Source organism: Leucobacter sp. wl10, assembly GCF_003569785.1.
GTDB lineage: Bacteria > Actinomycetota > Actinomycetes > Actinomycetales > Microbacteriaceae > Leucobacter.
In genome coordinates this window covers 82,301-96,630 of sequence record NZ_KZ983999.1, presented here as the reverse complement: position 1 = coordinate 96,630, position 14,330 = coordinate 82,301, and the positions used below count along the sequence as shown (strand labels likewise).

Annotated in this window: 12 protein-coding genes; 3 read left to right on the top strand and 9 right to left on the bottom strand. The window is 71.8% G+C overall.

Annotated elements, in window-relative coordinates; translation table 11 throughout:
* Positions 1-142: 142 nt before the first annotated feature.
* The 3 genes from D1J51_RS12410 to mftD form a co-directional block, all read right to left on the bottom strand.
* On the bottom strand, positions 143-967 hold the full coding sequence (locus D1J51_RS12410; RefSeq protein ID WP_119075653.1) for a mycofactocin-coupled SDR family oxidoreductase: 825 nt from the start codon (positions 965-967) through the stop codon (positions 143-145).
* 392 nt (positions 968-1,359) lie between these two features.
* The gene (gene mftF / locus D1J51_RS12405) at positions 1,360-2,991 is read right to left on the bottom strand and encodes a mycofactocin biosynthesis glycosyltransferase MftF (RefSeq protein WP_162903812.1); all 1,632 of its coding nucleotides are present in this window, start codon (positions 2,989-2,991) and stop codon (positions 1,360-1,362) included.
* A 142-nt stretch (positions 2,992-3,133) separates the two neighbouring features.
* The gene (mftD, locus tag D1J51_RS12400) at positions 3,134-4,402 is read right to left on the bottom strand and encodes a pre-mycofactocin synthase MftD (protein ID WP_119075650.1); all 1,269 of its coding nucleotides are present in this window, start codon (positions 4,400-4,402) and stop codon (positions 3,134-3,136) included.
* A gap of 169 nt (positions 4,403-4,571) precedes the next feature.
* Between mftD and mftR the strand changes: the two genes are divergently transcribed.
* Both mftR and mftG read left to right on the top strand, forming a co-directional pair.
* On the top strand, positions 4,572-5,219 hold the full coding sequence (gene mftR / locus D1J51_RS12395) for a mycofactocin system transcriptional regulator (RefSeq protein ID WP_205547884.1): 648 nt from the start codon (positions 4,572-4,574) through the stop codon (positions 5,217-5,219).
* Positions 5,220-5,251: 32 nt separating this feature from the next.
* Positions 5,252-6,799: a mycofactocin dehydrogenase MftG gene (gene mftG, locus D1J51_RS12390; RefSeq protein WP_119075647.1), complete on the top strand. Its 1,548-nt coding sequence runs from the start codon at positions 5,252-5,254 to the stop codon at positions 6,797-6,799.
* Positions 6,800-6,920: 121 nt separating this feature from the next.
* On the opposite strand, the gene D1J51_RS12385 is transcribed toward mftG, so the two are convergent.
* The 6 genes from D1J51_RS12385 to D1J51_RS12360 form a co-directional block, all read right to left on the bottom strand.
* On the bottom strand, positions 6,921-7,769 hold the full coding sequence (locus tag D1J51_RS12385) for an ABC transporter ATP-binding protein (RefSeq protein ID WP_119075645.1): 849 nt from the start codon (positions 7,767-7,769) through the stop codon (positions 6,921-6,923).
* The gene (locus D1J51_RS12380) at positions 7,766-8,560 is read right to left on the bottom strand and encodes an ABC transporter ATP-binding protein (RefSeq protein WP_162903811.1); all 795 of its coding nucleotides are present in this window, start codon (positions 8,558-8,560) and stop codon (positions 7,766-7,768) included. Before D1J51_RS12380 ends, D1J51_RS12385 begins: the two co-directional genes overlap by 4 nt.
* A 5-nt stretch (positions 8,561-8,565) precedes the next feature.
* Complete coding sequence (locus tag D1J51_RS12375; RefSeq protein ID WP_119075641.1) at positions 8,566-9,414, bottom strand: ABC transporter permease; 849 nt, start codon at positions 9,412-9,414, stop codon at positions 8,566-8,568.
* Positions 9,411-10,361, bottom strand: a complete 951-nt coding sequence (locus D1J51_RS12370) for an ABC transporter permease (RefSeq protein ID WP_119075639.1) — start codon at positions 10,359-10,361, stop codon at positions 9,411-9,413. Before D1J51_RS12370 ends, D1J51_RS12375 begins: the two co-directional genes overlap by 4 nt.
* A gap of 6 nt (positions 10,362-10,367) precedes the next feature.
* On the bottom strand, positions 10,368-12,023 hold the full coding sequence (locus tag D1J51_RS12365) for an ABC transporter substrate-binding protein (RefSeq protein ID WP_119075638.1): 1,656 nt from the start codon (positions 12,021-12,023) through the stop codon (positions 10,368-10,370).
* Positions 12,024-12,114: 91 nt separating this feature from the next.
* Entirely contained in the window at positions 12,115-13,293 is a 1,179-nt protein-coding gene (locus tag D1J51_RS12360) for a C45 family autoproteolytic acyltransferase/hydolase (protein WP_119075636.1), read from the bottom strand.
* Between the two features lie 126 nt (positions 13,294-13,419).
* On the opposite strand from D1J51_RS12360, the gene D1J51_RS12355 reads away from it, so the two are divergent.
* On the top strand, positions 13,420-14,307 hold the full coding sequence (locus D1J51_RS12355) for a MurR/RpiR family transcriptional regulator (protein ID WP_119075634.1): 888 nt from the start codon (positions 13,420-13,422) through the stop codon (positions 14,305-14,307).
* The last annotated feature ends 23 nt before the right edge of the window (positions 14,308-14,330 follow it).

Here is a 14,330-nt window from a genome sequence, read left to right as displayed (position 1 = left end):
TTGCCCTCGAGTCTTCCGGTCATGATCTCTTCTCCTTCGCTTCGGTCGACTGATCTGCCAACCATCGATTTCGCGCCGCTCGGGAATGCGACGGGCCGCCTGCGGCGCTGGTGCGGACGCCCCGTGCGTGACACCGCGAATGTCAGTACTGCGTCATGCCGCCGTCGACGGCCAGCGCGTGGCCCGTCACCCAGCTCGCCTCGTCGGAGGCTAGGAAGAGCACCGCGTTGGATATCTCGCGCGGCGGCATCATGCCGGGGATCCACTGGGTGAGCATGCCGAACAGGTCCGGGTTCTCCTCCTGCCCCTTCGTGAAGCCGCTCTCCGGCACGCCCAGGATGCCGTTGGCCATCGGGGTATCGACCCCGCCCGGATGCACGCTGTTCACCCGGATCCGGTCTTTCGCGAGTTCCTGCGCGAACGACTTCGCCATGCCGGTGACGCCGAACTTCGACATGTTGTACGCCACGTTCCACGGCCCCGCCTTGATGCCGTTCGCGGAGCTCGTGAGGATGATCGAGCCGCCGTTGCCCGCGTCGATCATGTGCGGCAGCGCGGCCATCACGGTGTTCCACACGCCGATCAGATTGATGTCGATCGTGGTGCGCACGATCTCCGGGGTCATGTCGTGCCACGGGCCGACGATGTCGACGCCGGCGTTGCCCGCCACGATGTCGAGGCGACCGAACTCGGCCACCCCTTTCGAGACCGCCGACTTCAGCTCCTCGAGATCGCGCACGTCGCAGACCTCGGCGACGATGCGACGGTCGAGCGCTTCGACCTGCCGCACCGTCTCCCGCAGATCGTCCGCGGTCGCCGTGGCGTACGGCACGTGCTCGACCTGCTGATCGATGTCGATCGCGATGATGTCGGCGCCCTCCTCGGCCAGTCGCAGCGCGTGGGACCTGCCCTGCCCCCGCGCGGCTCCGGTGATGAAGGCGACCTTGCCCTCTACTCGTCCCGCCATGATTGTTCTCCTCTCAGTCGGTGGTTCGCGCGCGTTCGGGATCGCGCCCTCGCTCGGCAGTGCGCGGGCGACGCGCCTCGTCGCCCGCGCGAACGCATCGCCGCTTCGGCGGTGGGCGCGGCGCACGGCGGGCCGGCGCACGGCGCGGTCGGTGCGCGACGGGCGCACTCGTCGGGCGCCGCGAGCGGAGTAGCCGTGGACACCGGAGATCGCCTCAGACGGCGCAGCGCTCGACTGCTTCGGGATCCGCCGCGTACTCTCGGTGCTCCATGGTTCGCTCCCTATGAACAGAGGCCATCAGCATGAACAGAGGCCATCAGCGCCGATGGCCGCCTGTACCGTCGATCATACTGACACCGGGTGTCAATGGGAAGACCCCGACCCTTCGCACTTCACCCGTCGCGCGGCACCGCCGGGCTCGCTGGTTCGTCGGCGACGACCAGAGCACGCCGCGTGGCGACCTGCGGTCCGGCCTGGAGCGAGGCCTGGCCCGCGGGGGCGCCCCTCCGCGGCCAGGAGGGGAAGCGGACTCTCGGTGTGACGGCGTTCGGCACGCGCCGCCGGATAGCGCCCAGGATCACGCCCGAGCCGTAGGACGCGTCGTCGAGCAGGCGCAGCGCGAGGCTCCTGAACGGTCCGAGCCGGGCGGGCCTGAGCAGGTGATCGCGCACCGGCTCCCAGGCCATCGCGGCGGCCGCTCCACGGGCGAGACGCGAGAACGGGGCCAGCGCGAGCACGGTCCAGCCGACGGGCCACCAGTCCCGGCGCAGCAGGTGCCCCATCCAGAACGCGTCCGAGAACAGCGAGCGTCCGGTCATCTCCACGGCCACCGAGAACGGGATCCGCTTGCCGAGGATGCGCCGCTGCCTGGCGAGCTCGTAGCCGGCGACGGGGAGCGCGAGCGCGCGCACCCATCCGCGCCTGTTCGAGAGCGCCGCGACGACCGCGAGCCCCGAGAGCGAGGGTCTGGCGGGGATCAGGCGCCCCGGATGGCGCAGCTCCAGGTCGGCGGCGGAGGATCCGTACCCCGCCCTCCGCCCACAGAAGTCCTTCAGCGAGGTGCGCACCCCGTGGTGATTGACGACGTCGGTGACGTAGCGCACCGTCCAACCGGCCTCGTGCATGCGCCAGAAGAGGTCCACGTCCTCCCCGAGGCGCAGGCCCGGCTCGAACGGAGGATCGGTGACGGCGGCTCGGCGCACGATCGCGGACGCGGTGGGCAGCCAGCCGACCGGCACCCCGTAGACGACGCGGCTGGGATCCGGACCCATGTCGAGCTCCGACCGGGCCTCCTCGTACAGCTCGATCGACGAGGCGCCCCGCACGTCCGGGCGCACGCGCGGCCCGACCGCACCCACCAGCGGATCCTCGAACAGCGGGCGCAGGCGCGAGACCCAGTTCGGCGAGGCGACCACGTCGGAGTCGAGGAACGCGACGAAGGGCGCCGTGGTAGCCCGGAACCCGGCGTTGCGAGCGCCGCCGGGGCCGCCGTTCGTCCTGCGCACGACGAGCCGGGCCCCGTGGGCCTTCGCGATCCTCCTGATGCGCGCCGCATCCGCCTTCGGGGACGCATCGTCGACCACCGTGACCGGCAGGCCCTCGGAGGCGAGCGAGGCGAGGCAGCGCTCGAGCGGAGCCGAGTCGCCGTAGACGGGCACCACGATCTCGACATCGTCGACCGGGCCCGCCTTTCCCGCGGGCGCCGGCAGCGGATCGGCGATCCCGCGGTCGAGCAGATAGACCGCCGCGTCCCGCTCCTCCGGAGTCGCGGCGGTGACGCCGCTCCGGTTGGCCGCGTAGACCTTCCGAGCGAACGGGCGGACCGCCTCGGGCAGCAGCGTCACCTCCCAGGGCGATCCGCCGATCGTCACCTTCCCCGCGCGCAGCGCCACCCCCGTGGTCCAGGCGAGGGGGAGCTTCGTCGCGAACCCGGACGTCTCGGGGGTGCGGGCGGGCGGCTCGGGAAACGGCGGCGGACCCCACGGCTCGGCGGTCTCCCGGGCAACGGCTTCGTGGACGTTCATGCAGTCGGTCCCCCATCTGTCAGTTGGTCGCACCGGGCTCGCTCGCCCAGCCATCAGCGTACTCCGCGGCCGCGGGCGCTCGTCGCCGCCGCGCCCCGGGCCCCGGGGCCCCCGAGGTCCGGGGCGGCGGCGCGGCACGGGCCTACTGCACCGTCTTCTCGACGGGTCGCTTCGCGGCGGGCTTGCGGGAGGAGGGCTTCCTCTTCGCAGCCGGGGTCGGCTGGTCGGTGTCGCCGAGACGCGCTTCGAAACCGTCGGGCACGAGGAAGTCCTCGCGGGTGAGCTGGTCGATCGTCGCCCGGCCGAGGCCGAGCATCGCCGAGTCGAGCCCCATGCGCAGCAGATCGAGCACGTTCTCGACACCGGCCTGGCCGTTGGCGCCGAGCCCCCACAGATAGGCGCGGCCGATCATCACGGCGCGGGCGCCGAAGGCGAGGGCCTTCGCGACGTCGCCGCCGCGGCGCACCCCGCCGTCGAGCAGCACCTCGATCTGGTCGCCGACGGCGTCGGCGACGGGGCCGAGACAGCGGATGGTCGCCGGTGTCGTGTCGAGGTTGTTGCCGCCGTGGTTCGAGACGGAGATGGCGTCCACGCCCGCGTCGACGGCGCGCTTCGCGTCGTCGACCCGGGTGATGCCCTTGAGCATGAACCTGCCGCCCCACTGCTCGCGCAGCCACTCGATGTCGTCCCAGGTGGGGGGCGGGGTCTGCTGCCACTCGCCGTAGGCCCCGAAGAAGGTGGGCGCCTCGCCCTCGGCGGGCTTCAGATTGGGCGCCGTGAGGTCGGGCAGCCCGGCGCGCATCCACCGCAGCGTCCACCTCGGGCGGATGATGCCCTCGGGCGCGAACTTGATGAGCGCGGGCAGATCCATGCGCTCCGGGATGGCGGGGCTGCCCCAGTCCCGGCCGATGGAGAACGACCAGTCGGTCGTGGAGATCAGCCCCTTCGCCCCGGCGGCGCGGGCGCGCTCCATGCGCTGGATCATCGCGTCTCGGGATCCGGTCCAGTACATCTGGAAGAAGGTGTTCTCGTTGGCCTCGACCACCTCCTCGACCGGCTTCGAGGCGAAGGAGCTGAGGCCCATGACGGTGCCTCGCGACGCGGCGGCGCGGGCGACGGCCACCTCTCCGTCCGGGTGGATCGCCTGCACCCCGGTGGGCGAGATCATGACCGGCATGGAGACCGGGACTCCCATGATGGTCGTCGACAGATCGCGAACGGGCGGGTGGCCGACGACGTGGGGGGCGAACTGCAGCCGGGCGAACGCCTCCATGTTCTCGCGCGGGGTGCGACCCCGCTCGCTGCCGGCGACGAGCGCGGCATACACCGAGGGAGGGAGGCGCCTCTTCGCACGCCGCTGCGCCTCGAGCACCGTCTCGAACCACGGGTTCTGCTTCCAGGGCCATTCCATCTTCGGAACCTCCTCTTCCAGCCCGGCCCGCCAAGACCACGAAGCTGCCGCCGACGGACCGGAGCACGTACCCGCGATTATATTGACATCGGGTGCCATGGTGCGAGCGCGTATTCTGGAGACGCCTCGCCGTACTGGCAGGGGAGAACGCCGGATTGGAGTCGCACTCTTGAAACTCGAGCCGGAAGCCGCGGTGCACGCCCCCGAAACGCAGCGCGCCGGCAGAGCACGAGCCACCTCGGCGGGCGAACTCAGCCACATCGCCCTCGACCTCTTCTTCGAGCACGGCTTCGACGAGACGACGGTCACCGACATCGCGCGCGCCGCGGGCATCGGGCGCCGCACCGTCTTCCGCTACTTCCCCTCGAAGAACGACCTCGCGTGGGGGGAGTTCGAGACCATGCTCGAGTCGATGCGCTCGCACCTCGCGACGCTGCCCGAGGACATGCCGCTCCAGGCGGCGCTGCGCGACGCCATCATCGAGTTCAACCGCTTTCCCGACGACGAGCTCCACTACCACCGCGAACGCATGCGACTGCTGCTCAACGTCCCCTCCCTCGCAGCGCACTCCACGCTCAAGTACGCCGCGTGGCGCGAGGTCGTGGCCGAGTACGTCGCGCTGCGGCGTCACGAGCGGCCCACCGACCTCGTTCCCCGAGCCTCGGCGTGGATCTGCCTCGGCGTGTGCCTCAGCGCGTACGAGCAGTGGCTCGCCGCGGACGATGCCGACCTCCTGGAACTCATCGACCGCGCCTTCGCCACAACCGACGGCTTCGGGAGCGCTGCCGCTGCGGAGTCCCGAGCGCAACGCCCGTGAACCCCGCGGAGAGCCCACCCCGAGGAGACGCCGTGCGCACGCTGGTCGTGGGCGGCGGGGCGGCGAGCGTTCCGCTCGCCGCGCGGCTCAGCGAGGATCCCGACCGGGAGGTGGTGCTGATCGAGGCGGGCGCCGCCGCGATCCCCCCGCCCGCGGAGCTGCTCGACGGCTCGGCGATCCCCGCCGCCGTGCCCGGACACCCCGCGAGCTGGGGGTACGAGGCCGAACTGCTCCCGGGTCGCTTCGCCGTCGTTCCGCGGGGCAGGCTGCTCGGAGGATCCAGCGCGATCAACGGCGGCTACTTCGTGCGCGCGACGCCCGGCGACTTCGGCCGCTGGGCTCGAGAGGGCGGGCGGGCCTGGGCGCACGACAGCGCGCTGCCGATCCTCGCCGCCCTCGAGAACGATCTCGACTTCGGCGATGCGCCGGGCCACGGGAGCAAGGGGCCGATGCGCGTGCGCCGGCCGGATCCCGCGAGCGGCCTCGTCGACGCCTTCTACGAGGCGGCCCGAGAGCTCGGCTTCCCCGCCGAACCCGACAAGAACGCCGTCGGGGCCGCACTCGGCGTCGGCCCGGTCCCGTCGAACATCGTGGACGGGGTCAGGATCAACACCGCCGCGGCCTACCTCGGTGAAGCGGAGCGCCGGCCGAACCTCACGGTGCTGGGCGAGACGCGAGCCCTGCGAATCCGCATCGAGAACGCGCGGGCGACGGGCGTGGAGGTGCTGACCGCCCGGCCCGACGGCGGCGGGGAGGCGGGCTTCATCGCGGCCGACGAGGTCGTGCTCTGCGCCGGCGCCGTCGCGACGCCGCAGCTCCTGCTGCTCAGCGGCGTCGGGCCGCGGGCCCAACTCGACGCGCTCGGCATCTCCGTCATCGCCGATCTGCCCGTCGGCGAGCGCTTCCACGACCATCCGAACCTCGCCCTGCTCTGGCGCTCCGCCCGCTCGACCCGCATCCCCGAGGAGCGCACCGCGTTCCCCGCCGCGCTCAACCTCGACTCCTCGGGAGCCGCGGGCCTCCACCCCGACGGCGACCTCGAGATCCTGCTCACCGCGCGGCCCGAGCATGCGCTCTTCGTCAGCGGCCCCGCAGCCGACGCCGACCCGACCCGCGATACCGAGCTGCGCCTCATCGTCGCCCTGCAGCAGCCTCGCAGCCGGGGCCGGCTCGGCCTGCGCAGCGCGGACCCCCTCGATCCGCCCCGCATCGAGTACCGGTACCTCGAGCACGCCGAGGACCGCGACCGTCTGCGCATCGGGGTGCGCACCGCCGCGGCGCTGCTGCGCTCCGCCGCCTTCGCGGAGCGGTTCGGGGGCTTCGTCGACCTCGACGATGGCGGGCTCGGCGACGACGAGGCGCTCGACGCGTGGATCCGCGCGCGCCTCGGCACCGCGATTCACATGTGCGGCACCGCCCCCATGGGCGCGGTCGTCGACGGCGCGGGCCGGGTCCAGGGGGTCGACGGGCTGCGGGTCGCCGACACCTCGATCCTGCCGTCCGCACCCCACCGCGGCCCCGCCAACACCGCGGTCTTCATCGGCGAGCTCATCGCCCGGCGCATGCTGCGCGGCGAGTAGCGGCGACGCGCTCCTCGCCGAGGCGGCAAGGACGACTCGTCCGACGCCCGCGCAGGTTCTGGCCGCGGGATCCGCCGTCGGCGCTCGACTCGCCGCCCGGCGCACACTGAGCCGCGCGCCCTCACTCCTCCGGCACGACCGACATGCGCTGCGTGAAGGTCATGCGGTCGCGCACCACGCGCTCCGGATCCCAGTCGGGGCCCGGCGTCGACGCGATGAGCAGCTGCGAGTAGGGGTGCTGCGGCGACTCGAGCACCCCCGCGGTCTCCCCCTGCTCGACGATCGCGCCGCGGAAGAGCACGATCACCCGCTGGCACAGCTCCTGGATCACGGCCAGGTCGTGGCTCACGAACAGGTAGCTCACCCCCGAGTCGCGCTGGATCTCGGCCAGCAGCTCGAGCACCTGCGCCTGCACCGACACGTCAAGCGCCGACACCGCCTCGTCGAGCACCACGAGCTTCGGCTCGACCGCGAGCGCCCGCGCGATCGCGACGCGCTGCCGCTGGCCCCCGGAGAGTTCGTGCGGGCGGGCGGCGGCGTGCCGCTCGGTGAGGCGCACGCGATCCAGCAGCCGCAGAGCGCCGGCTCGCGCGCCCGCACGCCCCGAGACCCGCCCGTGCTGCAGCAGCACGCGCTGCAGCATCTCGCCGACCGCGAGTCGCCGGTCGAGCGAGCCGTTCGGGTCCTGGAACACCATCTGAGCCGCGCGCGCCCGGGCGAGCCGGGCGGCGCGCCCCCGCGCGGGCTTCAGCACGTCGACGCCGTCGATGCGGGCCTCCCCCGAGCCTGCTCGCTCGAGCCCCACGAGGATGCGGGCGATCGTCGACTTGCCCGATCCCGACTCGCCCACGAGACCGAGCGCCTCACCGGCCCCGATCGAGAAGCTCGCGCGGTCGACCGCCGTGACGTCCTCGGCGCCCCGCCCCATGCGGAACACCCGGTGCAGTTCTGCCACCTCGACGAGACTCATGACTTCGCCCTCCGTTCGAGCGCGGGCGCCGCCTCGATGAGGGAGCGCGTGTAGGGGTGCCGGGCCTCGGCGAAGAGGCCGGGGCGGCTGATGGTCTCCACGATCTCGCCGTGTCGCAGCACATGGATGCGGTCGCAGATCGCGCCCGCCAGGTGGAGGTCGTGGGTGATGAAGAGCAGGCCGAGGCCGCGCTCCCGGATCTGGCGCTGGAAGATCGCGATGATCTCCGCCTGCGTGGTGACGTCGAGCGCGCTCGTCGCCTCGTCGGCGAGGATCAGCTTCGGGTCGGCGCTCAGAGCCGCCGCGATGACGACGCGCTGCAGCATGCCGCCCGACAGCTCGTGCGGGTACTGCCGCATGCGCCGCTCGGGCTGGGTGAGCCCGAGCTCGGTGAGGAGCGCCAGGATCCGCGCGTCGGCCTCCCTGCGCCGCATGCCGTGCACGCGCACCAGACGCTCGGCGAGGGAATCGCCGATGCGGCGCACCGGGTTGAGCGCGGCGCTTGGTTCCTGCTGCACGAGCCCGACGGACTCGGCGCGCGCGCGGCGACAGGTCGCGGGATCAGCACCCACCATCTCTGTGCCCTCGAGGCGAACGCTGCCGGCGAGCTCGGCCTCGTCGCCGTAGAGCCGGAGCGCGGCGCGCACCGATGTCGACTTGCCGGATCCCGACTCGCCGACGAGCCCCACGAGCTCACCCGCCGCGACGCTGAGGTCGATGCCCTTCAGGATGTGCGCGGCCTCGTCGCCTCCGACGAAGCTCAGGTGCAGGTCTGTGATGTTCAGCAGCATCGGTTTCATCCTCTCGCGAGCAGGCGGTCGGCGACCCGCACGCCCACGATGTTGACCGCGATCACGACGAGAGCGATCGCGGCGCCGGGCACGAGCGTCGGCAGGAACTCGCCCTGCACGATGCCGGCCTGCCCCTCCTGTACCATGAGGCCCCACTCCGAGCTCGGCGGCTGCGCGCCGAAGCCCAGGTAGCTCAGGGTCGCGAGGCTCATGAGCGCCTCCCCGAAGAGCACGACGAGGTAGCCGACGAGCGGCGGCAGCAGGTTGGGCAGGACGCCCCTCAGGCAGATGGCGACCCCGCCCATGCCCTGCACGCGATAGGCGTCGATGTACGGGCGACCCATCTCGCTGAGCGCGAGGCTGCGGGTGTACTTCGCGATGACGGGCGCGTACGCGAGCGCGAGGGCCCCGACGGCCGTGACCGGTCCCTTGCCGAACACGGCGATCACGAGCACCACGAAGAGCAGGCCGGGGAACGCGAACATGACATCGGTGATCCTCGCGAGCAGCGTGTCGACCCAGCCGCCCCGCCAGGCCGCGAGCACGCCGATGGCGACGCCCAGCATCGTGGCGAGTGCGAGCAGCAGCACGGGCCCGATGAGGGTCTCGCCCGCGCCGATGAGCAGCCGGGAGAAGAGGTCGCGTCCGAGCTGGTCGGTGCCGAGCAGGTGGTCGCCGCCCGGCCCCGCCCACACGGCGGCGAAATCGATCTCGTCGGCGGCGCGAGGTGCGATCAGCGGGCCGAGTACGGCCGCGATCGCGACGAGCACGAGGAACCCGAGCGAGATCCAGTAGCCGATCGCGGAGCCGCCCCGGCGCCTGGCGCGCAGGCGGGGAGGGAGCAGCGCGGTCATGCGGACACCGTCCTTCGGCCGATGCGGGGGTCGAGCACGGGCAGCAGCAGGTCCACCGTCGTCGTGACGATCATGTAGGCGGCCACCATGAACAGCAGCACGGCCTGCACGACCGGGAAGTCGTGGGTGTTGATCGCGTCGACGAGCAGCGAACCGACCCCGGAGATCCCGAACACGGTCTCGACCGCGACGGTGCCGGCGATCATGCTGGCGATCACGAGGGCGACCATCGTGATGATGGGGCCCCAGGATCCGCGCAGCACGTGGTCGCGCACGATGAAGCGCTCGGCGAGGCCCGACGCCCTGGCCGCCTCGACGTGCTCCGAGGAGAACTGCTCGATCATGGACTGGCGGGTGACGCGGCTGACGATCGCGAGCGCCGTGATGGCCAGGGTGAGCGCGGGCAGGGTGAGCGAGTAGAGCCGATCGAGGCCGCCGCCGCCCGCGCCCGCCACGGGGAACCACCGCAGCTGCACCGCGAACAGCGCCACGAGGGCGATGCCGAGCACGAACGACGGGATGCTCGCCGCGAGGGTGGTGCCGCCGACGATCGCCGTGTCGGCGGCGCGGCCCCGGCGCACCGCCGCGAGCACGCCGAGCCCGATCCCGAAGACCGCGAGCAGCACCGCGGCGTAGCCGACGAGTGCCAGCGTCACGGGGATGCGGGCGGCGAGAATCTGGCTCACAGGCTGGTGGTACTGGAACGACCGCCCGAAGTCGCCCGTGAGGGCGCCCGAGGCCCAGTGCCAGTACTGGGCGAGCATCGGCTCGTCCAGGTAGTACTGGGCCCGCACACTCGCGATCCGCTCCGGGGTCAGGTTCTCAGGGTTGCCGATGAGGAACGTCACCGGATCGCCCGGCGCCGCGAACATGGCCGCGAAGATGATGAAGGACGCGACGACGAGCGTGAGCAGCATTCCGCCGAGCTTCCGGATCGCGTGGGACATCGCGGGTCAGCCCTTCGCACGGCCGAGGTCGGCCGCCCACGGGTAGTAGATGTAGGCGGCGGAGGACGGCACTCCGGTGACCTCGTTCGACATCACGAGGGTGGAGGGGGTCGCGACCACGGGGATCCACACGGCGTTCTCGACCCAGCGCCTCTGCAGCTCGATGGTGAGCTTGGCGCGCTCGGCGTCGTCGGTGGCGGCGTAGGCCTTGTCGACGAGGGCGTCGTACTCGGGGTCGTTGAAAACGCCGAAGTTGACGCTCGCGTCGGACTTGCCGTTCTTGTAGAAGCCCAGCGGGTCGTTCTTCGAGATGTAGTACTCGTCGGGCCAGAGGTCGGCCTGGCCCCGCAATGCGGCGTCGGAGTAGAAGTCGCCGTACTGCGCTTGCGGAACGACGAGGATCTCGGCGTCGAGGCCGATCGACTTCGCGGCCGCGACGAGCGCGTTGGCGATCACGTTGTGGGTCGACGAGCCGTTCGAGGCGACCACGAGCTTCTCGCTCGGCGCCCCGGCCTCCTCGACGAGCGCCTTCGCCTGGGCGAGGTCGTTCTCGTTCGGCTTGGCCGGTGCGCCCTCGAGCTCGTCGAAGGCCCGCTGGAAGGCCTCGACCTCGTAGCCCCAGGCTCCGGATCCGACGGGCGTCTTCCAGGGCTGGGCGAGGCCGCCGAACGCCGCCCTCGCGATGCCCTCGCGGTCGAGCGCCAGCGACAGCGCCCTGCGCAGCCGCGCATCGGTGAGCGCGCCGCGGTCGGTCGCCTCGAGCACCCACGCATTCGTCGAGGGCCCCTGGAAGACCGAGACGTCGCCGCTGCCGGCGAAGGCGACGGCCGCGCCCGCGTTCTCGAGGTAGGCGCCCTGCGCCTCGCCGGCGGTGAGGCTGTTCGCGATGGCCGACTCGTCGGCCCAGCGGAAGACGACCTTCTCGGCGAGGGCTTCGACGTCGGGGTTCCAGTAGCCGTCGAACTTCACGATGGTCAGCTGAGAGCCCGGCTCCCACGACTCGATCTGGTACGGGCCGCTGCACGCGGAGGCCGATCCCGGGCCGCCGAAGTCATCGCCCTCGGCCTCGATCACCCGCGGGTTCCAGACGATGCCGCCGTCGCCCGCCATGGCCTGCAGGAAGATGGCGTCGGGCTGGCTGGTGGTGACGGTGATCTGATCGTCGCCGGTCTGCTCCATCGAGACCACATTCTGGTACTCGTCCGACTCGGCCGCGCCCTCCGCCGCGTGGCGCTGCATGCTCCAGAGCACGTCGGCGGTGCTCACGGGGCTGCCGTCGTGGAAGACGGCGTCCTGCATGATCGTGAAGACGAGGCGGGTGTCATCGACCCACTCCGCCTTCGAGGCGATGCCCTGCCCCAGTGTGAGGTCGGGCTGCACCTGCATCAGACGGTCGCAGGTGTTGGCGAGCACGGTGTCGTCGGCGGTCGTCGCGTCGACATCGGCGTCCATCGTGGTGGGCTCGGATCCGAGCATCCAGGTCACCGAGTCGACGGGGCCGGCCGCGGCCGGCGTCTGCGCGGCGAACGGGGCATCGAGCGTCGTCTGGTCGGATCCGCCTCCGCCGTCGCCGCCCCCGCCCGAGCAGCCGGTGAGCGCGAGCGCGGCCGCAGCAGCGGCCGCAAGCGCGATCCGCGCCTCGTGGTGCTGTGATTTCTTCATCGAAAACGCCTCCTTGTCAGCGTATGGTCTCAAACTTCGTCGTTCGTGGTGCTCGGGCTCCGGATCGGCCCCGGGGCCCGGTCGGCCCGGTTCAGTCCGGGGATCCCGGTCCGTCGTAGACGTTCCACGGCAGCAGCTCGTAGTCGGTCTCGCAGGGATGCCCCGCGGCGAGCCGGTACTCGCCGCTCGTCAGGTCGACGCAGTTCGAGAGCAGCGTCGACCACTGCTTGAGCCGCGGCGAGTCGGGATTGGGGTGGGTGCAGACGCCCTCGGGGTGGCCGAGGTGGTCGGACACCGCGGCCCGCACGAGCGACGCGCTCTCCTCCGCGTCGCGAGCCTCTGCGACGCGGGCGAGCCCCGCGCGCACTCTCGGCAGGCGCAGCAGGGAGTCCGCCGACACCGGCCGGTAGCGGCCCGCGAGCTGCGGCGGCACGGAGGCTTGGAAGTGGTTGGTGTGGGCGATGACGCCGTACTCGTCGGGGTAGATCCAGTCGACGCCGTGCGGGGTCGTCTCCAGGTCGATGCCGAAGCCGCTGCGGTGCCCGAGCAGCGCGTTGCTCGCGATGTGCGGGCGGGTCTTCACGAGCGTCTTCAGCGCGGAGGCGAGGTCGCGGTGATCGAGCACGAGGCGGCGGATCAGCGTCTGCGGCAGCCCGATCTCGTTGCCGAAGCTCCCCCCTAGCCCGTTCGCGTTGAGGGCGATCCCCGCCGAGTTCGCGCCGTGGCGGCCGACCTGGCCGGCCTCGACCTGCATCACGATCGTGGGCAGCGGATCCTGCACCACCCGCAGCACGAGGGTCGTGCCCGCGGTCAGCGTGCGCCAGTCCCAGTTCTGGCCCAGGAGCGTGTGCCCGGTGCCGCTCGCCGCGCCCGTGAGGAAGAACGAGGTGCAGCCGTCGACCGCGTCGCGCTCCTCCTCCTGCTCCTCGTCGAGCTCGGGCACCGTCGCGGGGCTCGCCGCCTGATGGTCGTAGACGAACTCCCCGCGCACGTTCAGGGCGAGGATCTCGGCGAAGCGGGCGCCGGATCCCTCGGCGATGCCCCGCATCTCCTCGACGAGGTGGGGCGCGAGCCGCTCCGAGATCGGCAGCCACTGCGAGACCGAGTCGGTGATCCGATGCCAGCTCATCCCCGTCTGGGCGACGAGCGCCTCGGAGTAGTAGCCGATGGCCTCGACGATGAGATCCCGGGCGCCCTCGCCGTATTGCCGGCCGCGCTCGCGCGGCGATCCGCTCACCTCGAGCAGGCGGATGCGCCCTGCATGAGCCATTGGAGACCTCCCTGTCCTCACCGCGGCCGCGCCGCGCGATCCAGCTTGCGCTTCCCCGCTCCGCGGAGAAGGATGGGTGGAACGTCCGTTACGGATTTCCGCCCTTTAGGATGAAATGATACAGCAATGGAACCATTTGTAACAAGCGATACGGAGCATCGTGCGCTCACGAAGCTCCGGGACCGCATCACCGAGCGCTGGAACGAGCTCTCGAAGTCGGAGCGTTCGGTGTGCCGGGTGCTCACCGCCATGTCGACCGAACGGCTGCTCTACGCAAGCGCCGCCGAGCTCGGCGTGCAGAGCGGCACCTCCAACGCGTCCGTGGTGCGCACGCTGCAGTCGCTCGGCTACTCCGGCCTCTCCGAGTTGAAGCACGAGGTCGCCGCGCCCTTCAGTTCGAGCGTCGCACCCGACGTGCGGCTGCGGCAGCGGCTCGAGCACGTCGGCCAGGATCTGCACCAGATCCAGCGCGAGATCTGGGCGGAGGCGGAGGAGCTCGTGCAGCTCGGCAGCCGCGAGAACGACGACGAGCGCTACTCGGCGGCGGTCAACCTGATCGTGCACGCCGACACGGTCTTCTGCTACGGGCTCGGCGCCTCGGGCATCGCCTCCGACCACCTCGCGCTGCGCCTCCGGCGCATCGGCGTCTCCACGCGCCGCCTCACCGCCGACGGCTTCCGGCTCGCCGACGAGATCATGAGCCTGGGGTCGCGCGACCTGCTCGTGATCTTCGCGCCGGGCCGGGTGACGCGCGACATCGAGGCGCTGCTCGACCAGGCGCAGCTCGTCGGCGCGAGCACGCTGCTCGTCACCGACGAGCTGCGCGAGCGGCTGGCCGGGCGGGTCACCGCCTCGCTCACCGCGCCCCACACGCCGACGGGTCTGACCGCCGAGGGGCTCACGGGGATCCTCGTCAGCGACGTGCTCGTGCAGGCTGTGTCGGCCGTGGGCCCCGACACCGCGCTGCGCTCGTCGCAGATCCTCAACGACCTGCGGGTGCGCCTCGGGTACTGAGCCGCGCCACGGGGAACCTTCGC